This is a genomic window from Streptomyces sp. NPDC018263 (assembly GCF_055562575.1).
The window spans coordinates 289,237-311,539 of record NZ_JBVHFA010000002.1 but is presented as its reverse complement, the minus strand read 5'-3'; the positions used below and the strand labels follow the sequence as shown (position 1 = coordinate 311,539).

24 protein-coding genes are annotated in these 22,303 nt (G+C 73.3%); 17 read left to right on the top strand and 7 right to left on the bottom strand.

Features of this window, described 5'->3' with window-relative positions; genetic code table 11:
- Positions 1 to 20 precede the first annotated feature (20 nt).
- Positions 21 to 2,147 (top strand): MMPL family transporter, encoded by a 2,127-nt coding sequence (locus ACZ3HQ_RS06320; RefSeq protein ID WP_467508518.1) that lies wholly within the window; start codon positions 21 to 23, stop codon positions 2,145 to 2,147.
- A 50-nt stretch (positions 2,148 to 2,197) separates the two neighbouring features.
- On the opposite strand, the gene ACZ3HQ_RS06315 is transcribed toward ACZ3HQ_RS06320, so the two are convergent.
- Entirely contained in the window at positions 2,198 to 2,581 is a 384-nt protein-coding gene (locus tag ACZ3HQ_RS06315) for a VOC family protein (RefSeq protein ID WP_467508516.1), read from the bottom strand.
- Between the two features lie 78 nt (positions 2,582 to 2,659).
- Here ACZ3HQ_RS06315 and ACZ3HQ_RS06310 point away from each other — a divergent pair, with 78 nt between their 5' ends.
- The gene (locus ACZ3HQ_RS06310; RefSeq protein ID WP_467508514.1) at positions 2,660 to 2,992 is read left to right on the top strand and encodes an antibiotic biosynthesis monooxygenase family protein; all 333 of its coding nucleotides are present in this window, start codon (positions 2,660 to 2,662) and stop codon (positions 2,990 to 2,992) included.
- A gap of 18 nt (positions 2,993 to 3,010) precedes the next feature.
- Here ACZ3HQ_RS06310 and ACZ3HQ_RS06305 read toward each other — a convergent pair whose 3' ends face one another.
- On the bottom strand, positions 3,011 to 4,069 hold the full coding sequence (locus ACZ3HQ_RS06305; RefSeq protein ID WP_467508512.1) for an enoyl-CoA hydratase/isomerase family protein: 1,059 nt from the start codon (positions 4,067 to 4,069) through the stop codon (positions 3,011 to 3,013).
- A 196-nt stretch (positions 4,070 to 4,265) separates the two neighbouring features.
- On the opposite strand from ACZ3HQ_RS06305, the gene ACZ3HQ_RS06300 reads away from it, so the two are divergent.
- Both ACZ3HQ_RS06300 and ACZ3HQ_RS06295 read left to right on the top strand, forming a co-directional pair.
- Positions 4,266 to 4,613: a tetratricopeptide repeat protein gene (locus ACZ3HQ_RS06300; RefSeq protein WP_467508510.1), complete on the top strand. Its 348-nt coding sequence runs from the start codon at positions 4,266 to 4,268 to the stop codon at positions 4,611 to 4,613.
- Between the two features lie 93 nt (positions 4,614 to 4,706).
- Positions 4,707 to 5,351: a peptide deformylase gene (locus ACZ3HQ_RS06295; RefSeq protein ID WP_467508508.1), complete on the top strand. Its 645-nt coding sequence runs from the start codon at positions 4,707 to 4,709 to the stop codon at positions 5,349 to 5,351.
- Positions 5,352 to 5,382: 31 nt separating this feature from the next.
- On the opposite strand, the gene ACZ3HQ_RS06290 is transcribed toward ACZ3HQ_RS06295, so the two are convergent.
- Positions 5,383 to 6,813, bottom strand: a complete 1,431-nt coding sequence (locus ACZ3HQ_RS06290; RefSeq protein WP_467508507.1) for a dihydrolipoyl dehydrogenase family protein — start codon at positions 6,811 to 6,813, stop codon at positions 5,383 to 5,385.
- 192 nt (positions 6,814 to 7,005) lie between these two features.
- On the opposite strand from ACZ3HQ_RS06290, the gene trxA reads away from it, so the two are divergent.
- Complete coding sequence (gene trxA / locus ACZ3HQ_RS06285; RefSeq protein ID WP_467508505.1) at positions 7,006 to 7,401, top strand: thioredoxin; 396 nt, start codon at positions 7,006 to 7,008, stop codon at positions 7,399 to 7,401.
- Position 7,402: 1 nt separating this feature from the next.
- Here the strand turns inward: trxA and ACZ3HQ_RS06280 are convergent, their stop codons facing one another.
- The gene (locus tag ACZ3HQ_RS06280; protein ID WP_467508503.1) at positions 7,403 to 8,401 is read right to left on the bottom strand and encodes a LacI family DNA-binding transcriptional regulator; all 999 of its coding nucleotides are present in this window, start codon (positions 8,399 to 8,401) and stop codon (positions 7,403 to 7,405) included.
- A 139-nt stretch (positions 8,402 to 8,540) separates the two neighbouring features.
- Between ACZ3HQ_RS06280 and ACZ3HQ_RS06275 the strand changes: the two genes are divergently transcribed.
- Together ACZ3HQ_RS06275 and ACZ3HQ_RS06270 are read left to right on the top strand one after the other, a co-directional pair.
- On the top strand, positions 8,541 to 9,206 hold the full coding sequence (locus tag ACZ3HQ_RS06275) for a TetR/AcrR family transcriptional regulator (RefSeq protein WP_467508501.1): 666 nt from the start codon (positions 8,541 to 8,543) through the stop codon (positions 9,204 to 9,206).
- 17 nt (positions 9,207 to 9,223) lie between these two features.
- Positions 9,224 to 10,384, top strand: a complete 1,161-nt coding sequence (locus ACZ3HQ_RS06270; protein ID WP_467508500.1) for an FAD-dependent oxidoreductase — start codon at positions 9,224 to 9,226, stop codon at positions 10,382 to 10,384.
- Here the strand turns inward: ACZ3HQ_RS06270 and ACZ3HQ_RS06265 are convergent.
- Complete coding sequence (locus ACZ3HQ_RS06265; protein ID WP_467508498.1) at positions 10,296 to 11,039, bottom strand: TetR/AcrR family transcriptional regulator; 744 nt, start codon at positions 11,037 to 11,039, stop codon at positions 10,296 to 10,298. The genes ACZ3HQ_RS06270 and ACZ3HQ_RS06265 overlap by 89 nt on opposite strands.
- Positions 11,040 to 11,141: 102 nt before the next feature.
- Between ACZ3HQ_RS06265 and ACZ3HQ_RS06260 the strand changes: the two genes are divergently transcribed.
- On the top strand, positions 11,142 to 11,705 hold the full coding sequence (locus ACZ3HQ_RS06260) for an NAD(P)H-dependent oxidoreductase (protein WP_031182146.1): 564 nt from the start codon (positions 11,142 to 11,144) through the stop codon (positions 11,703 to 11,705).
- A gap of 63 nt (positions 11,706 to 11,768) precedes the next feature.
- On the opposite strand, the gene ACZ3HQ_RS06255 is transcribed toward ACZ3HQ_RS06260, so the two are convergent.
- Positions 11,769 to 12,737: an SDR family NAD(P)-dependent oxidoreductase gene (locus ACZ3HQ_RS06255; RefSeq protein WP_467508496.1), complete on the bottom strand. Its 969-nt coding sequence runs from the start codon at positions 12,735 to 12,737 to the stop codon at positions 11,769 to 11,771.
- A gap of 121 nt (positions 12,738 to 12,858) precedes the next feature.
- On the opposite strand from ACZ3HQ_RS06255, the gene ACZ3HQ_RS06250 reads away from it, so the two are divergent.
- The 7 genes from ACZ3HQ_RS06250 to ACZ3HQ_RS06220 all read left to right on the top strand — a co-directional run bounded on the left by ACZ3HQ_RS06250 (position 12,859) and on the right by ACZ3HQ_RS06220 (position 19,491).
- Entirely contained in the window at positions 12,859 to 13,845 is a 987-nt protein-coding gene (locus tag ACZ3HQ_RS06250) for an alpha/beta hydrolase (RefSeq protein WP_467508494.1), read from the top strand.
- Positions 13,846 to 13,891: 46 nt separating this feature from the next.
- The gene (locus ACZ3HQ_RS06245; protein ID WP_467508492.1) at positions 13,892 to 14,338 is read left to right on the top strand and encodes a type II toxin-antitoxin system PemK/MazF family toxin; all 447 of its coding nucleotides are present in this window, start codon (positions 13,892 to 13,894) and stop codon (positions 14,336 to 14,338) included.
- Positions 14,339 to 14,716: 378 nt separating this feature from the next.
- On the top strand, positions 14,717 to 16,054 hold the full coding sequence (gene egtA / locus ACZ3HQ_RS06240) for an ergothioneine biosynthesis glutamate--cysteine ligase EgtA (RefSeq protein ID WP_467508490.1): 1,338 nt from the start codon (positions 14,717 to 14,719) through the stop codon (positions 16,052 to 16,054).
- Positions 16,051 to 17,385: an ergothioneine biosynthesis protein EgtB gene (gene egtB, locus ACZ3HQ_RS06235; RefSeq protein WP_467508488.1), complete on the top strand. Its 1,335-nt coding sequence runs from the start codon at positions 16,051 to 16,053 to the stop codon at positions 17,383 to 17,385. The genes egtA and egtB overlap by 4 nt, the downstream gene beginning before the upstream one ends.
- Positions 17,385 to 18,164, top strand: coding sequence for an ergothioneine biosynthesis protein EgtC (gene egtC, locus ACZ3HQ_RS06230; RefSeq protein ID WP_467508486.1), 780 nt, complete (start codon positions 17,385 to 17,387; stop codon positions 18,162 to 18,164). Before egtB ends, egtC begins: the two co-directional genes overlap by 1 nt.
- The gene (egtD, locus tag ACZ3HQ_RS06225) at positions 18,161 to 19,120 is read left to right on the top strand and encodes an L-histidine N(alpha)-methyltransferase (RefSeq protein ID WP_467508485.1); all 960 of its coding nucleotides are present in this window, start codon (positions 18,161 to 18,163) and stop codon (positions 19,118 to 19,120) included. The genes egtC and egtD overlap by 4 nt, the downstream gene beginning before the upstream one ends.
- 158 nt (positions 19,121 to 19,278) lie before the next feature.
- Entirely contained in the window at positions 19,279 to 19,491 is a 213-nt protein-coding gene (locus ACZ3HQ_RS06220) for a dodecin (RefSeq protein ID WP_030817079.1), read from the top strand.
- A 59-nt stretch (positions 19,492 to 19,550) separates the two neighbouring features.
- Here the strand turns inward: ACZ3HQ_RS06220 and ACZ3HQ_RS06215 are convergent, their stop codons facing one another.
- The gene (locus ACZ3HQ_RS06215) at positions 19,551 to 20,042 is read right to left on the bottom strand and encodes a phosphatase domain-containing protein (protein WP_467508483.1); all 492 of its coding nucleotides are present in this window, start codon (positions 20,040 to 20,042) and stop codon (positions 19,551 to 19,553) included.
- Between the two features lie 107 nt (positions 20,043 to 20,149).
- Here ACZ3HQ_RS06215 and ACZ3HQ_RS06210 point away from each other — a divergent pair, with 107 nt between their 5' ends.
- Both ACZ3HQ_RS06210 and ACZ3HQ_RS06205 read left to right on the top strand, forming a co-directional pair.
- Positions 20,150 to 20,344, top strand: coding sequence for an antitoxin (locus tag ACZ3HQ_RS06210; protein WP_086694295.1), 195 nt, complete (start codon positions 20,150 to 20,152; stop codon positions 20,342 to 20,344).
- Between the two features lie 132 nt (positions 20,345 to 20,476).
- Complete coding sequence (locus tag ACZ3HQ_RS06205) at positions 20,477 to 22,231, top strand: NlpC/P60 family protein (RefSeq protein ID WP_467508481.1); 1,755 nt, start codon at positions 20,477 to 20,479, stop codon at positions 22,229 to 22,231.
- Positions 22,232 to 22,303 lie beyond the last annotated feature (72 nt).

The window sequence follows — 22,303 nt, the reverse complement described above, 5'->3', positions numbered from 1 at the left end:
CACTCCTCCCTGGGGAGCGCATGAACCCCGTACGCCGACCGGTCCGCCTGCTGGTCCCCCTCGTCCTCGTGCTCGTCTGGCTCGGTCTCGGCGGGGCCTTCGGCTCCTACGCGGGCAAGCTGGGCGAGGTGTCGACCAACGACCAGACCGCGTTCCTGCCGCGCAGCGCGGAGTCCACCAAGGCCGTCGCCCTCCAGAAGACGTTCGACCGGCAGGAGACGCTGCCGGCCGTGGTGGTGTGGACCGGGAAGGACGGCGGAAGGATCACCCCGGCCCAGCGCGAGGCGGCCACCCGCGCGCTGGCGTCGCTCGCCGGTACCGATGGTGTGGTGGGCCGGCCGTCACCCGCGCTGCCGTCCGGGGACGGGGCCGCGCTGGACGGTGTCGTCCCGCTCGGCCCCGAGCTGGGTGAGCGGGTCACCGATGTGGTGGACCGGGTCGAGCGCACGGCGGCGGGCGTCGACGGCACGCGCGCGCAGGTCGCCGGTCCGGCGGCCACACAGGCCGACCTCACGCACGCGTTCGGCGGTATCGACGGCGTCCTTCTGGGTGTGGCGCTGGCGGCGGTGCTGGTCATCCTGCTGCTGGTGTACCGCAGTGTGCTGCTGCCGTTCGTCGTCATCCTCAGCTCGGTGTTCGCGCTCGGCATCGCCTGCGCGATCGTGTACGTCCTCGCCGGCCACGGCGTCGTACGGGTGGACGGGCAGGTGCAGGGCATCCTGTCGATCCTGGTGATCGGCGCGGCCACCGACTACGCCCTGCTGCTCACCGCCCGCTTCCGCGAGGAGCTGGCGAGGAGCGGCCGGCGGGCGGAGGCGGCCTGGGGCGCGCTGCGCAACTCGTTCGGCGCGATCACCGCCAGCGCGGCCACCGTCGCGCTCGGGCTGCTGGCGCTGCTGCTCAGCGACCTGACGAACAATCGGGCGCTGGGCCCGGTGGGTGCGATCGGCATCGGGTGCGCGGTGCTGTCGACGCTCACCTTCCTGCCCGCGGTGCTCGCCCTGCTGGGCCACGCCGCGTTCTGGCCGGCCGAGCCACGCCCCGCGGACGCGGAGTCGGGCGGCCACGGCCTGTGGCGCCGGGTGGCGCACCGGGTCGACAGCAGTCCCCGGAAGGTGTGGGCGGCGACGTGTGTCGTGCTCGTCGTGGGCGCCGCGTTCTTCCCGGCGCTCAAGTCGAAGGGTGTCCCGCTGGACGAACTCTTCGTCAACGACGCCCCGTCCGTCTCCGCGCAGCAGACGCTCGGCCGGCACTTCCCCGGCGGCTCCGGCCAGCCGGTGGTCGTCATCGCGGACGCGGCCAAGGGCGCGGAGGTGACCACGGCTGCGGCGAAGACGCCCGGCGTCGCCTCGGCCGCCCCGCTGAGCGAGACGGGCAGGCCGGGCGGCGCCCCTCGGGTGGTGGACGGGCGGGTACGCATCGACGCGACCCTGACCGACGCGCCCGACAGCGACGCGGCGAAGGCGACCGTGGAGCGGCTGCGTGACCGGCTGCACGCGCTCGATCCCGGCTCGCTGGTGGGCGGTTACAGCGCCCAGCGGTACGACACCGAGCGCACCGCCGAGCACGACCGGAACCTGATCGTCCCGGTCGTCCTGCTGATCATCCTGGTGATCCTGATCGCGCTGCTGCGCAGCCTGCTGCTGCCGGTGCTGCTGGTGGCGACGGTCGCCCTCAACTACCTGGCCACGCTGGGCATCGCGGGCCTGGTCTTCCGTCACGGCTTCGGCTTCTCCGGCACGGACGCGTCGGTGCCGCTGTACGGGTTCGTCTTCCTGGTCGCGCTCGGCGTGGACTACAACATCTTCCTGATGTCCCGCGTCCGCGAGGAGACCGTCCGCCACGGTACCCGCGAGGGCATCCTGCGCGGCCTGATCGCCACGGGCGGCGTCATCACCTCGGCCGGCGTCGTCCTCGCCGCGACCTTCGCCGCCCTGATCGTCATCCCCCTGGCGTTCCTCGTCCAGATCGCCTTCATCGTCGCCTTCGGCGTCCTCCTCGACACCCTCGTGGTCCGCTCCCTCCTCGTCCCCGCCCTGGTCCGCGACATCGGCCCGGCCGTGTGGTGGCCGAGCAAGCTGTCCCACGAGGAACGGTCTCCGCAGGAACGGGAGTCGACGGAGGACCGCGTGGAACAGACCCAGTAGCCCGCTCCGGCAGCGCGAGTCCCGCGTCCGTCCGGCCGCGGTGGCGCGGGCTACGCCGGGTTCAGGCGCCTGCGCAGAAGGCAGAACTCGTTGTTCTCCGGGTCGAGCAGGACGTGCCAGTTCTCCTCGCCGGTCTGGCCGATGTCGGCCGGGCGGGCGCCGAGGGCGAGGAGGCGGGCGAGTTCGGCGGCCTGGTCGCGGTCGGTGGGGCTGACGTCGATGTGCAGGCGGAGCTTGGCGGGGCGGGGGTCGGTGGTGGGACTGAGGACGAGGGTGGGCTGCGGGCCGCCGAAGCCGGCGCCGGGCGGCCCGATCTCGATGCTGCCGTCGTCCTCGCGGCCGAGCTCCACGTAACCCAGTACGCCGCTCCAGAACGCGGCGAGCCGCTCGGGGTCGGCGGCGTCGATGACCAGCTCACTGATGCGGCATGCCATGCGGGAAGTGTACGGAGAACGGGCGAATCCGGTGGGGCGTGAGCGACCCGGGTCCGCTGCACCGGGGAGCCTTCCGGCATGACCCTCACCGCACACATCGACACCACGCGCCCGGTGGCCACGCTCATCAACGTGTTCACCGTCGCCCCGGACCGCCAGGTCGAACTGATCGACCTCCTCTCCCGCGCCACCGAGGAGACGATGAAGCACCAGCCCGGCTTCATCTGCGCCAACTTCCACGCCTCCCTGGACGGCGAGAGCGTCGTCAACTACGCCCAGTGGGAGACCGAGGAGCACTACCGAGCCATGCTGGCCGACCCCGAGGCCAGGGTGCACATGGACAAGGCGGCCACCATCGCCACCCACGTCCAGCCCCGCCTCTTCCGCGTGGAGTCGGTCCACGCGCGCTGACCCCGCCGAGGGGGTGGCTCACCCGGAGTGAGAGGCGCCCCCCAGTCCGAGTTCCCGCTCGCCCAGCGGGGCGAAGAACCGCTCCACGCCGGTGACCTCCGCGAGAGTCGCGGGCGACCAGCGCGGCGAGCGGTCCTTGTCGATGATCTGGGCCCGGACGCCCTCGACCAGGTCGGGGGTGGACAGCGCCGCGCAGGAGACGCGGTACTCCTGGTCGAGGACCGCCTCCAGGGACCCGAGCCGACGGGCGCGGCGGAGCGCGGCCAGGGTGACCTTCAGCGCGGTGGGTGACCTGGTCAGCAGGGTGTCGGCGGCCGCCTTCGCCTCGGGCGAGCCGTGCTCGCGCAGCCGGACGATGATCTCCTCGACGGTGTCGGCGGCGTAGCAGGAGTCGATCCACTCCCGCTGGTCCGCAAGCTCGCCCTGCGGGGCCGGGCGCCCGTGCCGGGCGAGCGCCTCCGCCACGTCGAGCGCGTCGAGGCCGGCCACGAGATCCGGGACCGCGGCGGACGGTACGTAATGGTCGGCGAGCCCGCACAGCACCGCGTCCCCCGCCCCGATCTGCGCGCCGGTGAGCGCGAGGTGGGTGCCGAGTTCGCCCGGCGTCCGGGACAGGAGGTAGGTGCCGCCCACGTCCGGGACGAAGCCGATACCGGTCTCGGGCATGGCGATCCGGGACCGCTCGGTGACGATCCGGACGCTGCCGTGCGCGGAGATGCCGACACCGCCGCCCATCACGATGCCGTCCATGACGGCCACGTACGGCTTGGGGTAGCGGGCGATCCGGGCGTTGAGCCGGTACTCGTCCCGCCAGAACTCCGCCGAGGCGGTGCCGTCACCGTCGCGGGCGTCGTCGTGGACGGCGCGGATGTCGCCGCCCGCGCACAGGCCCCGCTCCCCCGCCCCGGTGACGACCACCGTCTTCACGGTCGGGTCCCGCTCCCACTCGGTGAGCGCTTCGTCGACGAGCCGGACCATGTCGTGGTTCAGCGCGTTGAGCGCCTTCGGCCGGTTCAGCGTGAGATGGGCGGCCCGGCCGATGGTGTGCACCAGTACGGGGGCCTCGGCGCCGGTCATCCGATCGCCTCCAGCGGGCCGTGGGCCACGATGACGCGCATGATCTCGTACGTTCCTTCCGGGTCCGGTGGACGAGCGGGACACCGACGATCTTGCCTCTGCGGCCCCCTCCGGCGACACCCCTAGCTTTGATGGAATATTCAACAGTGGAATATTCAACAACCGACAGGCGCTGTACCCGCCGAAGGAGGTCTCAGTGGACATCACGTACTACGACCACGGCACCGCCGCCGAGCGCTGGGAGCGGGCGGGGATGTTCTTCGACGCCAAGGAGTACACGAACGCCGCCCGTGTGCTCACCGGGCTGGTCGAGGAGGTCCCGGAGCAGACCGCGCCCCGGCTGCTGCTGGCCCGCGCTTACTACCACTCCGCCCAGCTCGGCCGTGCCGAGGCGGAGCTGCGGATCATCGTGGAGCGGGACCCGGTGGAGCACTACGCCCGGCTGATGCTGGGCCGCACGCTGGAGCGCCAGTCCCGCCACGAGGAGGCCGCGCCGCACCTGCGGATCGCCGCCGCCCTCGCGGGTGACTTCCCGCAGGACTGAACCCAGGGCGCGTCGTGTGAACGGCCGGTTTCGCACCGGCCGCCTGTGCGGCGCGCCCCTCTTCCGTGCGGGCCGGCGTGACATCCTGGCGCGATGACACCTGTCAGTGATCACCCTCCCGTCGCCGAGCGGGTGGCCGAACTCCTCGCGGCGGGCGGCCCGTTGCCCATCGTCGCGGCCGGCCACCCGGTACTGCGCCACCCGGCCGAGCCGTACGACGGCCAGCTCGCCCCCGAGCTGCTGGCCCGCTTCGTGGAGGCTCTGCGCGACACCATGCACGCCGCTCCCGGCGTCGGTCTCGCCGCGCCGCAGGTCGGGGTGGGGCTGCGGGTCGCCGTGATCGAGGACCCGGCACCGGTGCCGGAGGAGATCGCGGTGGTGCGGGGCCGGGTGCCCCAGCCCTTCCGGGTGCTGGTCAACCCGTCGTACGAGCCGGAGGGGGACGACACCGCGTCGTTCTTCGAGGGCTGCCTGAGCGTGCCCGGCTGGCAGGCCGTGGTGACCCGGCCCGCACGGGTGCGGCTGCGCGGGCAGGATGTGACCGGGCGGGAGCTGGACGAGGTGGTCGCCGGATGGCCCGCCCGGATCGTGCAGCACGAGACGGACCACCTGAACGGCACCCTCTACCTCGACCGCGCCGAACTCCGCTCGCTGTCGACCAACGAGGCGGTGGCAGCCCGCTGGGCGCAGCCCTCACCCAAGACCGCGGCCGAGGCACTGGGCTTCGAACTCCCCTGAGCCAGGGCTTCGAACTTCCCTGAGCCGGAGCTCAGTTGTCCCGGTAAGCCTCCAGCAGCCGCAGCCACACCTCGCTGAGCGTCGGGAAGGGCGGCACCACGTGCCACAGCCGGTCCAGCGGCACCTGACCGGCGACGGCGACGGTCGCCGACTGGAGGAGTTCCCCGACGCCCGGCCCGACGAAGGTGACCCCGCGCAGGATCTCCTCGTCCAGGTCGACCACCATGCGGGCCCGCCCCTTGTAGCCGTCGCCGTACAGGCTCGCCCCTGCGACCGAGCCGAAATCGACGTCGACCGCGCGGACCCGGTGCCCGGCCTGCTCGGCCTCCGCGAGGGAGAGCCCGACGGCGGCGGCCTCGGGGTCGGTGAAGACGACCTGGGGTACGGCGTAGTGGTCGGCGGTGGCCACGTCGGCGCCCCACGGCGCCTTGTCGAGCGGGGTGCCCGACGCACGGGCCGCGATGACCGATCCGGCGATACGCGCCTGGTACTTGCCCTGATGCGTGAGGAGTGCCCGGTGGTTGACGTCGCCGACCGCGTACAGCCAGTCGGTGCCGGGGACCTGGAGGGTGTCGTCCACTTCCAGCCAGGAGCCGGGTTCGAGGCCGACGGTGTCCAGGCCGATGTCGTCGGTCTGCGGGGCGCGGCCGGTGGCGAACAGGATCTCGTCGGCCTCGATGTGCGCGCCGTCGCCGGTGACGGCCACGACGGTGCCGTTCTCGCGGCTGACGGACTCGACCGAGGTGCCGGTGCGCACGTCCACGCCCGCCTCGGTGAGCCCCTGCCCGACCAGCTCCCCGGCGAACGGCTCCATCCGGCTGAGCAGGCCCTTGCCCCGCACCAGCAGGGTGACCCGCGAGCCGAGCGCCTGCCAGGCGGTGGCCATCTCGGTGGCGACGACACCGCCGCCGACCACGATCAGCCGGCCCGGCACCGTCTGCGCGCTGGTGGCCTCCCGGCTGGTCCAGGGCCGTACTTCGTCGAGTCCGGGCAGGTCCGGGAGCTGGGCGCGGGTGCCGGTGGCGACGACGACCGCCTGCCGGGCGGTGAGCGTGGTGACCGTGCCGTCCTCGGCGGTGACCGTCACCGTGCGGGGTCCGGCGAGGCGGCCGTGACCCCGGTACAGCGCGATCCCGGCGCCGTCCAGCCACTGGACCTGGCCGGCGTCCTTCCAGTGCGAGGCGAAGTCGTTCCGGCGCGCGAGCACCGCCCCGGCGTCGAGCGGGCCCTGGTTGGCGGGGGCGAGGCCGGGGAGGCGGCGGGCGTCGGCCTGGGCGATGACCGGCCTGAGCAGCGCCTTGCTGGGCATGCAGGCCCAGTACGAGCACTCGCCGCCCACCAGCTCGCTCTCCACGATCGCGGTGCTGAGCCCGGCCGCGTGGGCGCGGTCGGCGGCGTTCTCCCCCACGGGCCCGGCCCCGAGCACCACGACGTCGTACGCGATGGTTTCCGTTTCCGTCATGCGGCCAGTGTGGTGGGTGGGCGCCTCGGTGGCCACATGATCCGGGGCGCGGGAATGCCGAAAGGTTTCCATGAGGGGAAGCTGTAGGGGACCGATGCAGGGAAGGCGGGGCACGACGGCCCGGAATAGGCGCCCTGGCGGACATGTTTCCGCCGGTGGCACTGCCTCCACACCAGGAAGAGGGATCACACCATGAGCGGCACCGTGGAGCTGACCAAGGAGAACTTCGACCAGACGGTGGCGGACAACGAGTTCGTCCTCATCGACTTCTGGGCCGACTGGTGCGGACCGTGCAAGCAGTTCGCGCCGGTGTACGAGAAGGCGGCCAAGGAGAACCCCGACCTGGTGTTCGCCAAGGTCGACACCGAGGCCCAGCCCGAGCTGGCACAGGCGTTCGGCATCCAGTCCATCCCGACGCTGATGATCGTCCGCGATCAGGTGGCCATCTTCGCGCAGCCGGGCGCGCTGCCCGAGCCCGCGCTCACGGACGTCATCGACCAGGCCCGCAAGCTGGACATGGACGAGGTCCGCAAGGACATCGCGGCCCAGGAGAGCCAGGGCCAGGGTCAGCAGCCCGGCGGGGAGTGAGTCAGCTCGACTCCCGGTGGACCAGCGTGGCGTCCAGCACGGTGCGGACCTCGGGTCCGGCGCCGGGATGACGTACGGCGTGGTCGACCAGTTCGGCGAGTTCGCGGCCGGAGGGCAGTTCCAGGCGGACGGTGCTGAGCCGGGGTCGTAGCAGGCGGCCGAGCATCAGGTCGTCGGCGCCGACCACGGCGATGTCCTCCGGGACGCGCAGCCCGGCGTCGTCCAGGGCGCGCATCAGGAGCATCGCGTACTCGTCGTTGTGGGCGAAGACGGCATCGAGGTCCAACTCGGGCAGACGGGCGGCCAGTTCACCGGCCGCCCGTTCCGTGTATCCGAGGGGCAGCCCGGTCACGGTCGCGTCGGTGCCGGTGAGGGCGCGGCGGACGCCGGTGAGGCGGGGGTGGGAGAAGAACTCCAGGCCGGGTTCTTCGGGGAGGATCACGCCGATGCGTCGGCGCCCCCGGTCGTACAGGTGGGCGGCGGCGCGGTGGCCGACGACCGTGTGGTCCATCAGCAGGGCGTGCGCGCCCTCGACGCGCGCGGGACCGAGGGTCACCACCGCGCGGGCACCGGCCCGCTTGAGCACCGCGACCCCGTGCGGGCCGAGCCCGGAGCCGGGGGCGAGGACGGCGACGGGGCGTAACTCGGCCCAGGCGCGGGCGGCTTCGTCGCCCTGGCCGACGGCGCCGTGCTGGACGACGGTGTAGTCGAGCCGGCCGAGGGCGGCCTGGAGTTCGCCGAGGAAGCGGTGGTAGAGGGGGCCCACCGGGACGGCCGGGGCGGGCATCAGCACCATCCGGCTGTGTCCGGCGCGCAGGGTGCGGGCGGCGGCGTGGGGCACGTACCCGAGTTCGCGGGCCGCGGCGTGGACGCGGCGGCGGGTGGGCTCGCTGATCCGTACGGCGTCGGTGTCGTTGAGGACGTAGGACACGGTCGCGCGCGAGACGCCCGCCAGGCGGGCCACGTCGGCGCTCGTGGGCGTGTTCGGTATCTGCACCATGACACGGCGCATCCTGGCAGAGGCGGCCGGGGCGGCTCCGGGCGGGGCGAGGTCGTACAGGACCGGACGAAAACGTGATGCCTACGAACATGTTCGTCACGAACTTGTTCGGAGCGAACATGTTCGTTACTGTCGAGCCATGACACCGCCTCCCCCCGGCTCCCGTCGCGAGCGTCCCGCCAAGCCCGCCCTCACCCGCGAGGGCATCGTGACCGCCGCGCTGGCGATCCTGCGTGCCGAGGGGCTGCGCAAGGTCACCATGCGGCGGCTGGCGCAGGAACTCGACACCGGCCCCGCCTCGCTCTACGTCTACGTCCGCAACACCCATGAGCTGCACGCGGCCGTGCTGGACGAACTGCTCGGCACCCTCCCGCCCGTCCCCGCCGAGGGCACCTGGCGGGAGCGCCTGGAGCAGGTGCTCACGTCCTGTACGGCGATGCTGCTGGCCCACCCCGAGCTGGCGCGCTCCGCGCTGACCGCACGGCCGAGCGGGCCGCACTACCTAAACCTGATCGAGACCCTGCTCGGACTGCTCGCCGAGGGCGGGGTGGCGCGCGAACGGGCCGCGTGGGGTGTCGACCTGCTGCTCCAGCACGCCACCGCGACCGCCGCCGAGCACGCCGGCGAGGAACCGGCGGACGACTGGCGCGACCTGGTCGGCGCCCTGCGCGAGGTACCGGAGCGGACCCACCCGCACATCGCGGGCAGCGCCGACGTGCTGCTCTCGGGCACCCCCGAGAACCGGCTCTCGTGGGCCTTCCAGACCTTGATCAACGGCATCGAGCGGACCGCCGTACCGGAATGAGCCATCAGGAGACCTCCATGACCGGAACCACCCCCCATCACCCGATAGCCGTGATCGGCGCGGGACTCGGCGGGCTCACGCTCGCGCGGGTGCTGTACGCGCACGGCGTCGAGGCGGCGGTGTTCGACCTCGACGCCTCGGCCGAGGCGCGCACACAGGGCGGGATGCTCGACATCCACGACGACACCGGGCAGGAGGCGCTGCGCGCGGCCGGGCTGCACGAGGCGTTCCTCGCCCGGGTCCACGCGGGCGGCCAGGCCACCCGCGTCCTGGACCGGCACGCCGGGGTGCACTGGTCGCAGGCGGACGACGGCACGGGCGGGCGCCCCGAGATCGACCGGGGCGAACTGCGCGCGCTGCTGCTGGAGTCGCTGCCCGAGGGGCTGATCCGCTGGGGCGCCAAGGCGACCGGCGCACGTGCGCTGGACGGCGGCCGGCACGAGGTGACGCTCGCCGACGGCACCGCCTTCACCACCGACCTGCTCATCGGCGCGGACGGCGCCTGGTCACGGGTACGCCCCCTGCTGTCGGACGCGGTCCCCGCCTACACCGGGATGTCCTTCGTCGAGGCGGACCTGCTGTCGGCCGACACCCGGCATCCGGTCAGCGCCGAAGTCGTGGGCGGCGGCATGCTGTTCGCCCTCGGCGCCGGCCACGGCTTCCTCGCCCACAGCGAACCGGACGGCAGCCTGCATGTCTACGCCGCCGTCGAGGCCCCGGAGGAGTGGCTGGACGGCATCGACTTCACCGACGCGGAGGCCTCCAAGCAGGCCGTCCTCAAGGAGTTCGACGGCTGGGCGGAGAACCTGCGCGCGCTGGTCGCGGACGCCGACGCCCCCCTGGTGCCCCGCCGCATCCACGCCCTCCCGGTCGGCCATCGCTGGCCGCGCACCCCGGGGGTCACCCTCCTCGGCGACGCGGCCCATCTGATGTCACCGTTCGCCGGAGAGGGCGCCAACCTGGCCCTGATCGACGGCGCCGACCTGGCCCGCGCCCTCCTCGCCCACCCCGCCGACACCGAGGCCGCGCTGGCCGCCTACGAGGGGCGGATGTTCCCGCGCGCGGAGCGCTCGGCCGCGGACTCGAAGCTCATGGGCGGGACGCTGTTCCGGCCGGACGCGCCGGAGCGGCTGGCGGCGATGTTCGGGGGGCGTCAGCCGTGGGCCGAGGAGCGGTGAGCCGGTCGACCAGGTCGCGCCAGCCCGCCTCCACCCGCGCCATCGGCATGCCGAGCTGGCGGGTCAGGTGGTGGATGAGGGCGGGGTCGAGGTAGGCCAGCAGGACCGGGGCGAGGAGTTCGCAGTCCCCGCCGGGCAGCAGTTGGCGCAGCAGGACCAGGACGTGGGCGCGCATGGCCTGGTGGGAGGGGTGCAGGTGGCGCCGGGTGGGCTCGGGCAGCGCGGCCAGTTGCAGGTCGAGCTGGTCGGCGCACAGGTGCAGCACCGCGACCCCGAAGGCATGCAGCCGCTCGCGCGGGGGTGCGCCGGGGCCCAGCGGGGGCGGGCCGGCGAGGAAGTCGGCCTGGAGCCGGGCGGAGGAGTGGTCCAGCAGGGCGGTGAGGAGTCCGGTGCGGTCGCCGAAGCGGCGGAAGACGGTGCCCTTGCCGACCTGGGCCGCACTGGCGACGGCCTCCATGGTCACCCCGGCCACCCCGTGCTCGGCGATCAGCCGGGCGGCGGCCTCCAGCAGCCGGGCCCGGTTGCGGGCGGCGTCGGCGCGCAGGCAGGGCTCGTCGGGGCCGGTGCCGACCTCCAGCAGAGGGGGTGTGTCGACGGGCTCCTGAGGCGGCGGGCAGGGCGGCAGAGCGCTGGACATGAAGTCAGCGTAAAGCATGGGGAACAAAACTGGACCCCGGTCCGGTTATGGTGGTAGAAAATTAAACGGACCCCGGTCCGGATAGTTTCCAGCGTGTTTCACCATCCCTTGGAGTACCTCATGTCCGTTCGCATCCTCGCGCTCGTCGGCAGCCTCCGCGCCGGTTCGCACAACCGCCAGCTCGCCGAGGCGGCCGCCAAGCTCGCCCCCGAGGGCGCCGAGGTCGTGATCTACGAGGGTCTGGCCGACGTGCCGTTCTACAACGAGGACACCGACATCGAGGGTCAGGTCCCGGCCGCCGCCGCCGAGCTGCGTGCCGCCGCCCAGGCCGCCGACGCGTTCCTCGTCTTCTCCCCCGAGTACAACGGCACGATGCCGGCCGTGCTGAAGAACGCCATCGACTGGCTGTCCCGCCCGTACGGCGCCGGCGCCTTCGGCGGCAAGCCCGTCGCCGTCATCGGCACCGCCTTCGGCCAGTACGGTGGCGTGTGGGCGCAGGACGACACCCGCAAGGCCGTGGGCATCGCGGGCGGCAAGGTGATCGAGGACATCAAGCTCTCCATCCCCGGCTCCGTGACCCGCTTCGCCGAGACCCACCCGTCCGACGACGCCGAGGTCGCCGGCCAGCTCACCGAGGTCGTCACCCGCCTGCACGGCACCGTGGGCGACGTCGTCGCCGCCTGACCTTCCGTACGCCCGAGGGCCGGAGTCCACTGGACCCCGGCCCTCGGCGCGTGCGCGGCGGCTCTACTTCGCGAACGCGTCCACACCCGTCAGCTCCGCCGACAGCGTCCACAGCCGGGCCGCCTGCTCCGGGTCGGTGGCCCAGTCCTTGACGCCGGCCCAGGTGCCGTCCTCGGGGGCGGGCTCGGCGATGTCGCAGTCCTCCAGGTACAGCCCGCCGAGGCCGTCGAGCCGGGGCGAGGTCGCGGCCCAGACCTGGGTGGCGGCGCCCTGCTCCGGGGTCTTGAAACCGGCCGGGTTCAGCGGGTTGCCCTGCTCGTCGATCCAGCCGCGCTCGACCATCTCCTCCTTGGGCAGGTGCCGCTGGAGCGGGGTCATGATGCCGCCGGGGTGGAGGGAGAAGGCCCGGACACCGGCGTCCCGGCCCAGCGTGTCGAGCTGGAGGGCGAACAGCGCGTTGGCCGTCTTGGCCTGGCCGTACGCCTGCCACTTGTCGTAGCCCTCGGTCCACTGGACGTCGTCCCAGCGGATCGGCGAGAAGTGGTGGCCGCGCGAGGACACCGAGACGACACGGGCTCCGTCACCGGACGCGAGCGCCGGCCAGAGCCGGTTGGCGAGGGCGTAGTGGCCGAGGTGGTTGGTGGCGAACTGCGTCTCCCAGCCGGGCCCGACCCGCGTCTCGGGGCAGGCCATGATCCCGGCGTTGCCGATGAGGAAGTCGATGGAGCGCCCGGACGCGAGGAACCGCTCGGCGAAGGCGCGCACGCTGTCCAGGTCGCCGAGGTCCAGCTCGTCCACCTCGACGTTGTCGATCCCGGCCAGCGCCTCCCGGGCCGCGTCGGGGCGCCGGGCCGGGACGACGACATGGGCGCCGGCCCTGGACAGCGCGCGGGTGGTCTCCAGACCGAGCCCCGAGTAGCCGCCGGTGACGATCGCCAGCCTGCCCGTGAGGTCGATGCCCCGCAGGACCTCGTCGGCGGTGCTGTCCGCCCCGAAACCCGAACCGATCTTGTGCTGTGCAGGAGTGCTCATACCCGGAACGCTACGGATTGGAGTGCTCTCGAAGTCAAGCGGTGGACCGGGGCGCGCCGGACCGCTCCCGCACCGATCCTGTAGGGGTGAATCGTCCGCGAGCGAGGGAAGGCGCACGATCATGACCATGGACCCGCCTCCGTTCGACCCGGAACTCGCCGCCGCCCTGGAACCGCTCCAGGACGAGATGGAGCCGGGCCTGACCCCGGACGGCATCGAGGCGGCGCGGGAGAACGCCGCCATGGAGGTGTTCGGCTCGCTGGACCTCACCATGGACGGCGCCTTCGAGGTCGAGGACCGCGAGGTGCCGGGGCCGCCGGGCGCCCCGGACGTCTCCCTGTACCTCTGCCGCCCCGCCGGCACCGCGCCCGGCGCCCGGCTGCCGGTGATCTACTACGTGCACGGCGGCGGCATGATCCTCGGCACCAACCGCGCGGGCGTGGACGCGGCCCTGTCCCTCGCGCTGGACCTGGGCGGCGCGGTGGTCGTCTCCGTGGAGTACCGGCTCGCCCCCGAGCATCCGCACCCGGCGCCGGTAAGGGACGTGTACGCCGGGCTGCTGTGGACGGCGGAGCACGCGAAGGAGCTGGGCGGCGACCCGGAGCGGATCGTCCTCGCGGGCGCCAGCGCGGGCGGCGGTCTCGCGGCCGCCGTCGCCCTGATGCTGCGGGACCGCCAAGGCCCGCCCGTGCTCGGCCAGTTGCTCCGGTATCCGATGCTGGACGACCGGAACGACACCCCTTCCAGCCATCAGATGGCGGGCACCGGGGTCTGGGACCGCACCGCCAACGAGACCGGCTGGAACGCCCTGCTGGGCGGGGACGCGGGCGGCCCGGACGTCTCCCCGTACGCCGCCCCGGCCCGCGCCACGGACCTGTCCGGACTTCCCCCGGCCTTCCTCGACGTGGGCTCGGCGGAGACGTTCCGGGACGAGGTGGTGGAGTACGCCTCCGGGATCTGGCGGAGTGGCGGGGTGGCCGAACTCCACGTCTGGCCGGGCGGGTTCCACGGCTTCGACGCCTTCGCGCCCGAGGCCGCCCTTTCCCGGGCGGCCCGCGCGGCCCAACTCGGCTGGCTGGAGCGGCTGCTCGCCCACGGCAACGGGTAAACCCCGCGGTCCACGGGCCCGTTGGGCGGCCATTAGGGTGCACGGCGTGAGCACGTACAGCGATGAGAACGTTCCCGGCCGCTTCGGCCCCCATGCCACCACCGAGGCCGACCCGCGCCAGGTCGGCCCGGTCGCCACCGAGTACACGCCCGAGCGTGACGGCGACCCCGATCCCGGTGAGATCGTCTGGACCTGGGTGCCGTTCGAGGAGAACGACGGCCGGGGCAAGGACCGCCCGGTGCTGGTCGTGGCCAGGGAGGCCGCCGGCACCTTCCTCGCCGTCCAGTTGTCCAGCAAGGAGCACGACGGCGAGCGGGAGTGGGTGGCGATAGGCCAGGGCCCCTGGGACCGCACCGGCCGCGACTCCTGGGTGTCCGTGGAGCGGGTGCTGCGGCTGCACGACGACGGCATGCGCCGGGAGGCGTGCGCGCTGGACCGGATGCGCTTCAACCTGGTCCGGCGGCGGCTCTACGAGCGTTACGGCTGGACCTGACCGCACGAAGAAGGCCCGCCCCCGCCGGGGCGGGCCTTCTTCGTGCCCGCGCAGGGCGCCCTCACTCACCCGGTCGGAGCAGACCCGCCCCGACCCCGCGAGCCCTCCTGAGCTGCCCGAACCGCCCCCGCCCGGCGCTCTCCCCGCCGTGCCCCCACGCGCCGCCGGGGTAATGCTGGTGGGGTGCCGCGAAGGCGCCCGGAACCGGTCACCCGGTACGGGAGGAAACGCGCGAGGAGACGGAGATGAACGATCCCGGACGTCCCATTGGGCGCTCTTGTGCGATTCGGTGCGAGGGTCTTGGGTGGAATGCGTCTCTGCCCGGTACACCCCTGGCCGGGCTCCGTCGGCACGCTGGAATCCCAGGAGAAACCCGACATGTCTGACGCATCGAGTGGTGACTGTACGGAGCACCACTGCACGAAACACGACTGCACCCGGCACCGCGCGGCGGTCACCGAGGCCGAGGTGGACGCCCTGGTCCGCGGCATCTGCTTCAAGACCGGCCCGCCCCGCACCCTCGGGGTGGAGGTGGAGTGGCTGGTCCGTGACCCGGAGCGGCCCTGGCTCCCCGTACCGCCCGAACGGCTCGAAGCGGCCCACGCGGCCGTGCGCACCGTCCCCCTGGACTCGCCCCTCACGGTCGAGCCCGGCGGCCAGTTGGAGCTCAGCTCGCTGCCCGCCGCCTCCCTGACGGAGTGCGTCGATTCCGTCTCCGCCGACCTGACGGCGGTCCGCAAGGTCCTCGCCGGGCACGGCCTGGCCCTCCTCGGCGTCGGCCACGACCCCTGGCAGGAGCCCCGCCGCTTCCTCCACGAACCCCGCTACGACGCCATGGAGGCGTGCCTGGACCGCACCGGCCGGGCCGGCCGCCACATGATGTGCGCCTCGGCCTCCGTGCAGGTCTGCGTGGACGCCGGGTACGAGGAGCCGGGCCCGCTGGGTTACGAACGGCGCTGGTGGCTGGCGCACCAGCTCGGCGCGGTCCTGGTGGCCGCGTTCGCCAACTCCCCGATGACCGGACGCCGGCCCACCGGCTGGCGCTCCACCCGGCAGCTCCACTGGATGGAGATCGGTCCCGGCCGGGCCGGGGCTCCCCCGACCGACGGCGAACCTCGGGCCGACTGGGCCCGGCACGTGCTGGACTCCCCGGTGATGTGCGTCCGCCGCGACGAGGGCCCCTGGGACGTGCCGGAGGGGCTGACCTTCCGCGAGTGGACCCGGATGCGGGCCCCGCGCCCGCCCACCCGCGCGGATCTCGACTACCACCTGACCACACTGTTCCCGCCGGTCAGGCCGCGCGGTCATCTGGAGCTGCGGATGATCGACGCGCAGCCCGGCGACGACGGCTGGATCGTGCCGCTCGCGGTGACGGCGGCCCTGTTCGACGACCCGGAGGCCGCCGAGGCCGCGCACCGGGCGGTGAAGCCGCTGACGGAACGCGCGCTGGACCGCCCCGCCCCGCACAACCCGCTGTGGGCGGACGCCGCCCGGCTCGGCCTCGCCGATCCGGGGCTGCGGGAGGCCGCCACCGCCTGCTTCACGGCGGCGCTGGCGGCGCTGCCCCGGCTCGGTGCCACCGCCGAGGTGTCGGACGCGGTGGCGGGGTATCTGGACCGTTACGTCCTGCGGGGCCGCTGCCCGGCCGACGACCTGCCGGCCGGCGCCGGCGCCACGGACCCGCGCGCCGACGCGAGGAAGGACATCCGCTCATGACCACCCAGGAGAGCGGGACGACGACGGCCGGCACCGAGACGCTGCGCGAGCGGCTGCTCGCCTCGCTGGTCACCGCCCGCGACCGCACCACCCTGCTGACGAGCTGCGTCGAGGACCCCGACCTCACCGCCCAGCACTCCCCGCTGATGTCGCCCCTGGTCTGGGACCTCGCGCACATCGGCAACCAGGAGGAGCTGTGGCTGCTGCGCAACGTCGGCGGCCGGGAGGCGATGCGGCCCGACATCGACGTGCTGTACGACGCCTTCGAGCACCCGCGCTCCGAACGCCCCTCGCTGCCGCTGCTCCCGCCCGAGGAGGCGCGGAAGTACGCGGCCGAGGTGCGGGGGCGGGCGCTGGACCTGCTGGAGGGCGCCGACTTCGAGGGCGGCGGCCGGCTCACCGAAGCGGGGTTCGCCTTCGGGATGATCGCCCAGCACGAACAGCAGCACGACGAGACGATGCTGATCACCCATCAGCTCCGCACCGGCCCGGCCGCGCTGACCGCGCCCGCCCACGAGCCGGTGCCGCCGTACACCGGTCCGGCCGAAGTCCTGGTCCCCGGCGGCCCGTTCACCATGGGCACCTCCACCGAACCGTGGGCGCTGGACAACGAACGCCCGGCGCACACACGGGAGGTGGCGCCGTACTGGATCGACACGGTGCCGGTGACGAACGCGGCCTACCAGGCGTTCATCGCGGACGGCGGCTACGACACCGAGCGCTGGTGGACCCCGGAGGGCTGGGCGCACGTACGCCGCAACTCCCTCAAGGCGCCGCTGTACTGGCGCCGGGAGGGCACCCAGTGGCTGCGGCGCCGGTTCGGGGTCACCGAGGTCGTCCCGCCCGACGAGCCGGTGCTGCACGTGTGCTGGTACGAGGCGGACGCGTACGCCCGCTGGGCCGGGCGCAGGCTGCCCACCGAGGCGGAGTGGGAGAAGGCGGCCCGGCACGACCCGGTCTCCGGCCGCTCCACCCGCTATCCCTGGGGCGACGCCGACCCCGGCCCCGAGCACGCCAACCTGGGCCAGCGGCACCTCTCCCCCGCCCCCGTCGGCAGCTACCCGGCCGGTGAATCGCCGCTCGGGGTACGGCAGTTGATCGGGGACGTCTGGGAGTGGACGTCGAGCGACCTCGAACCGTATCCGGGGTTCGCCGCGTTCCCGTACCGGGAGTACTCGGAGGTGTTCTTCGGGCCGGACTACAAGGTGATGCGCGGAGGTTCGTTCGCCGTGGACGCGGTGGCCTGCCGGGGTACGTTCCGCAACTGGGACTACCCGATCCGGCGGCAGATCTTCGCCGGGTTCCGCACCGCCCGCTCGGAGTCGGCCTGATGTGCCGCCACCTGGCCTACCTGGGCCCCGAACAGCCGCTCAAGGACCTGCTGCTGGACCCGCCGCACAGCCTGTACCGGCAGTCCTGGGCGCCCCGGCGCCAGCGCAACGGCACGGTGAACGCCGACGGCTTCGGGGTCGGCTGGTACGCGGACGGCGACCCGGTGCCGGCCCGCTACCGGCGCTCCGGGCCGATCTGGGCGGACCAGTCGCTGCTGGACCTGGCCCGTGTGGTGCGCTCGGGCGCGGTGCTGGCCGCCGTGCGCGACGCCACGCTGACCGGGGCGGACGCGGAGGCGGCGGCCGCGCCGTTCGCCTCCGGGCGGTGGCTGTTCAGCCACAACGGGGCGGTCGCCGGCTGGCCCGACGCGGCCGCCCCGCTGGTCTCGCTGTTGCCCCCGGTCGACGTGCTGTCGCTCCAGGCGCGCACCGACTCGGCGTTCGTCTGGGCGCTGGTCCTGCACCGGCTCAGGTCGGGCGAGGCGCCGGAGCACGCCCTGGCCGCGACGGTCCGCCAACTGGCCGAGGCCGCGCCCGCCTCCCGTCTCAACCTGCTGCTGACCGACGGCGACACCGTCACCGCGACCGCCTGGGGCGACAGCCTCTGGTACCGCGTGGAGCCGGGACACGCCGTGATCGTCGCCTCCGAGCCGTACGACGACGAACCGCTGTGGCGGGAGGTCCCCGACCGCACCGTGGTCACCGCGAGCCGTACCGGGGTGCGGCTCGACCCCGTCGAGGACCTCGTGTCCGTGCCACCGAAGGAGCCCTGCACGTGAGCCTGCACGTGACCCGCACCCTCCCCGAGGACGCCACCGACGCCGCGCTGCGCGCCGATGTCCTCGACGGCCTGTCCACCGACCCCAAGACCCTGCCGCCCAAGTGGTTCTACGACGCGCGCGGCAGCGAGCTGTTCGAGCGGATCACGGAGCTGCCCGAGTACTACCCGACCCGTGCCGAGCGGGAGATCCTCCAGAACCGCTCCGGCGAGATCGCCGCGGCCAGCGGCGCCCACACCCTGATCGAGCTGGGGTCGGGGTCGTCCAGCAAGACCCGGCATCTCATCCACGCGCTGACCTCGCTGGAGGCGTACGTCCCGGTCGACGTCAGCGAGAGCGCCCTGGTGGGGGCCGGGCAGGCACTCACCGAGGAGCGGCCCGGCCTCGCGGTGCACGCGCTGATCGCGGACTTCACCCGGCCGATGACACTGCCGAAGACTCCCGGACCCCGGCTGGTCGCCTTCCTGGGCGGCACGCTCGGCAACCTGCTGCCCGCCGAGCGGTCCGACTTCCTGGCCACCGTGCGGGCCATGCTGGCGCCGGGCGACGGACTGCTGCTCGGCACCGACCTGGTGAAGGACGAGGCGGTGCTGATCCGGGCGTACGACGACGCCTCCGGGGTGACGGCCGCCTTCAACAAGAACGTGCTGAGCGTGATCGACCGCGAGCTGGGCGCCGACTTCGACCCGGACGCGTTCGACCATGTGGCCCGCTGGGACCCGGAGCGGGAGTGGATCGAGATGCGGCTGCGCTCGCGTACCGCGCAGACGGTGAAGATCCCGGCGCTCGGCATGGTCGTGGACTTCGCGGCCGGTGAGGAGATGCGCACCGAGGTGTCGGCGAAGTTCCGCCGGGAGGGCGTCGGCGCCGAACTGGAGAAGGCGGGGCTGGAGTTGACCCACTGGTGGACCGACTCCGAGAACCGCTTCGCGCTGTCGCTCAGCGTGGCGCGCTGAGCGAGGGCGGTCCGGGGGCGGCCGTCTCCCCGCCCGGCGGGCGTTGTCTCGCGCGCCGGGCGGGGATGCGGCACGGTGGATTACGGCGCGACGAACCGGCCATGTCGGGGCAGCCGGGCGCCGTCATCCTGCCGTACGGCGAAGAGGAGCACCCGCCCATGTCGAACCACACCTACCGGGTCAGCGAGATCGTCGGCACCTCCAACGACGGTGTCGACCAGGCCATCCGCAACGCCATCGGCCGTGCCGACCAGACCCTGCGCAACCTGGACTGGTTCGAGGTCACTCAGGTCCGGGGGCAGATCGAGAACGGGCGGATCGAGAAGTACCAGGTGTGCCTGAAGGTGGGCTTCCGCCTGGAAGACGTCTGACACGTCTGATTCATCTGACACGCCTGAGACGCCTGGGGCTGCCGGCCGGACCCGCCGGCTCAGGTGCGGCCCTCCTGCTCCTGGGCCTGCTCCAGCGCGGCCGAGGACTCGGCCCAGCGGGCCCGTACGACGGCGAAGCCGGCCCGCTCGGCCGCGTCGCAGACCAGCTCGTCGTCGTCCACCACGACCAGCACCTCACGCCGCCGGGCGAGCCCGCGCAGGATCTCCAGCTTGGTGGCCCGCGCGGGCCTGCGGTCCTGGTTCGGCCGCATGTGCAGCTCGCCGTCCGGGAGTTGGTGGAGGGCGAGCCAGTCGAGGGTGTCCCGGCGGCACCGCTCGGGACGCCCGGTGAGGTACACGACGTCACAGGTGCGGGCGGCGGTACGGGCCATGGCCACGCCTTCGGCGAGCGGCGGGTCGAGGGACGCGGCGGCGAAGAAGCCGTCCCAGTCGCGCGGGCGCCGCTGAAGGAAGTGCTGCCGGTGCGCGGTCTCCGCGAGGGTGTTGTCGAGGTCGAAGACGGTCACCGGGCGTTCGCTGCTGTGTGCCACAGGCCCACTGTAGAGCGGCCGTGATGCCCGCCGGACGTTCAAGATGCGAAGCCGGGCCGGCCCGGTGACCCTGGGAGGGGAAGCCTCAAGCGACCAGGAGGGCTGCCATGTCCTTTATGGACAAGATCAAGGGAATGCTCAAGGGCCACGAAGACATGGCCGACAAGGGCATCGACAGGGGTGGCGACTACCTCGACCAGCGGACCGGCAACAAGCACCAGTCCCAGGTCGACACCGCTCAGGAGAAGCTGAGGGACCAGTTCGGCTCCCAGCAGCACCGCGACAACCCGCCGCACTCCTAGGACCCCGCGGGGGCGGCCCGCACGGTGTGATGCCGGCCAGAACTCCCACCAGGCATACGTCCGCGTCCGGTTCGGATCGGTTCCGAACCGGACGCGGTCGTGTGCGCGGCCGGGTGCGGGATCATGCCTCGCATGATCCACACTTCGCGCCGCGGCCTGCTGGCCGCCTTCGCCGTCACCGCCGCCTCCCTTCCGCTGGGCGCCCTGGCCACCGCCCCCGCGCGGGCCGACGCCCTTCCCGCCCCCGTGGACCCGCTGCCCGCCCCGGCCGGGCTGACCTCGGCCCGCTCCTCGGTGACCCTGCCGCCGCTGGACGCCTCCTACTTCTCCGGGGTGACCCTCGCCGCGCCGCTCACCGCCACCGTGCTGCCCGGCACTCCCTCGCGCACCGAGATAACCAGCGGCGGCAGACGGGTCGCCCTGCTCACCCGGGGCGCGCGGACCGTGCTGCTGCCGGGTCCGCGAAGAACGTTCGCCGAGAACAAGCGGCCCTTCGTGGACGACTTCGGGCGCACCCTGCCGGACACCTCGCTCCCGGCCGCCGACCGCTCGTACTGGGGGACCTCTCCGGGCGGCGGGAGCTGGTCCACGCTGGGCCCGGCCGACACCGACTACTCGGTGCTGCCCGGCACCGGTGTCATCGCGCTGACCACGGACTACGCCAGCCGGCACGCGACGCTGCGGGACGACCGGATCACCGACGTGGACGTGCGCGCGACCGCACGCTTCGACAAGGTGCCCACCGGCCAGGCGTGCTCCTACGCCCTCTCCTTCGGATACCAGGACACCCACAACAACTACCGGGCCCGGCTGTCCTTCCTGACCAGCGGCGCGGTCGAACTGCGCATCGAGAAGGAGGTGGCCGACACGGTCACCCAGCTCGCCACGGCCGTCACCCTCGCCACCGGCGTACCGGCGGGCACCGACTTCACGGTCCGGGTGCGCCGGGAGGGCGCCCGGATCAGGGTCAAGGCATGGCGGACGGGCACGGCGGAACCGTCCGGCTGGGCGGTGGACACCACCGACGCCACCTTCGGCGCGGGCCGGGTGGGCCTGCGCGCGCTGGCCAACCAGGGCTGTACCAACCTGCCGGTCAGGCTCCAGGTGAGCCGCTTCGAGGTGGACGCGGCGAACTGGGACACCCCGCCGACCGTCACCCACGGCGACTGGGTGCGCGTGCTGCCGCAGCCCTTCGACGGCACCTGGACGGCCGACCTGGAGCGCACGGTGCGCGACTGGGCCGGGTCGACGGCGCCGGACGTGCTGGCGTACGCCGCGATGTTCCTCGGCGGCGCCCCGGCGGTCACCGCCGGGGACGGGCCCGCGCGGGACAGGCAGGTGCTGGGCGAGGCCGGTTACGGCTACCTGGACCCGCAGGGCTACCGGTACGAGGGCGCCGACTTCCACGAGTACATGAACGTGGGCTGGACCTTCCCCGACGGCACCTACACCGGACCGTCGAGCAAGCAGGCCGGCAATCTGGACTGCTCGGGCTACACACGGATGGTGTACGGCTACCACCTGGGCGTCCCGCTGGCCGCGGGCGCGGACACCTCGGGAACCCGGATACCGCGCAAGTCGCGTGACATCGCCGACTACGCGCCCGGTGTCGTCGTCGACCGGACGAACGGCACCGAGCCCCCCGCCGCCGCGCTGCTCCAGCCCGGCGACCTGGTGCTGTTCAACGCCGACTCCGGCGACGACCACCCCACGGTCACCGTGGACCACGTGGGGATCTATCTGGGCCCGGACGCCGACGGCAGGCGCCGCTTCCTGTCCAGCCGGAAGACGGTCGACGGCCCCACCATGTCCGACCTGGGCGGCGCGTCCCTCCTGGACGGCACCGGCACCTACGCCACGTCCCTGCACACGGTCCGCCGTATCTGAGCCCGGGCACAGCGAGCCCGGACACAGCAGACGGGGCCGGGGATGAGCACCACTCCCGGCCCCGCCCGTCCG

Coding starts and splice junctions, on each gene's coding strand:
- ACZ3HQ_RS06260 (WP_031182146.1), top strand. CDS start 11,142: ATGTCCGTTCGCATCCTCGCGCTCGTCGGCAGCCTCCGCGCCGGTTCG.
- ACZ3HQ_RS06210 (WP_086694295.1), top strand. CDS start 20,150: ATGTCCTTTATGGACAAGATCAAGGGAATGCTCAAGGGCCACGAAGAC.
- ACZ3HQ_RS06255 (WP_467508496.1), bottom strand. CDS start 12,737: ATGAGCACTCCTGCACAGCACAAGATCGGTTCGGGTTTCGGGGCGGAC.
- ACZ3HQ_RS06315 (WP_467508516.1), bottom strand. CDS start 2,581: ATGGCATGCCGCATCAGTGAGCTGGTCATCGACGCCGCCGACCCCGAG.
- ACZ3HQ_RS06265 (WP_467508498.1), bottom strand. CDS start 11,039: ATGCTTTACGCTGACTTCATGTCCAGCGCTCTGCCGCCCTGCCCGCCG.
- egtA (WP_467508490.1), top strand. CDS start 14,717: ATGTCTGACGCATCGAGTGGTGACTGTACGGAGCACCACTGCACGAAA.
- ACZ3HQ_RS06305 (WP_467508512.1), bottom strand. CDS start 4,069: ATGACCGGCGCCGAGGCCCCCGTACTGGTGCACACCATCGGCCGGGCC.
- ACZ3HQ_RS06220 (WP_030817079.1), top strand. CDS start 19,279: ATGTCGAACCACACCTACCGGGTCAGCGAGATCGTCGGCACCTCCAAC.
- ACZ3HQ_RS06270 (WP_467508500.1), top strand. CDS start 9,224: ATGACCGGAACCACCCCCCATCACCCGATAGCCGTGATCGGCGCGGGA.
- trxA (WP_467508505.1), top strand. CDS start 7,006: ATGAGCGGCACCGTGGAGCTGACCAAGGAGAACTTCGACCAGACGGTG.
- ACZ3HQ_RS06275 (WP_467508501.1), top strand. CDS start 8,541: ATGACACCGCCTCCCCCCGGCTCCCGTCGCGAGCGTCCCGCCAAGCCC.
- ACZ3HQ_RS06295 (WP_467508508.1), top strand. CDS start 4,707: ATGACACCTGTCAGTGATCACCCTCCCGTCGCCGAGCGGGTGGCCGAA.
- ACZ3HQ_RS06250 (WP_467508494.1), top strand. CDS start 12,859: ATGACCATGGACCCGCCTCCGTTCGACCCGGAACTCGCCGCCGCCCTG.
- ACZ3HQ_RS06280 (WP_467508503.1), bottom strand. CDS start 8,401: ATGGTGCAGATACCGAACACGCCCACGAGCGCCGACGTGGCCCGCCTG.
- ACZ3HQ_RS06205 (WP_467508481.1), top strand. CDS start 20,477: ATGATCCACACTTCGCGCCGCGGCCTGCTGGCCGCCTTCGCCGTCACC.
- ACZ3HQ_RS06320 (WP_467508518.1), top strand. CDS start 21: ATGAACCCCGTACGCCGACCGGTCCGCCTGCTGGTCCCCCTCGTCCTC.
- ACZ3HQ_RS06290 (WP_467508507.1), bottom strand. CDS start 6,813: ATGACGGAAACGGAAACCATCGCGTACGACGTCGTGGTGCTCGGGGCC.
- ACZ3HQ_RS06310 (WP_467508514.1), top strand. CDS start 2,660: ATGACCCTCACCGCACACATCGACACCACGCGCCCGGTGGCCACGCTC.
- egtB (WP_467508488.1), top strand. CDS start 16,051: ATGACCACCCAGGAGAGCGGGACGACGACGGCCGGCACCGAGACGCTG.
- egtC (WP_467508486.1), top strand. CDS start 17,385: ATGTGCCGCCACCTGGCCTACCTGGGCCCCGAACAGCCGCTCAAGGAC.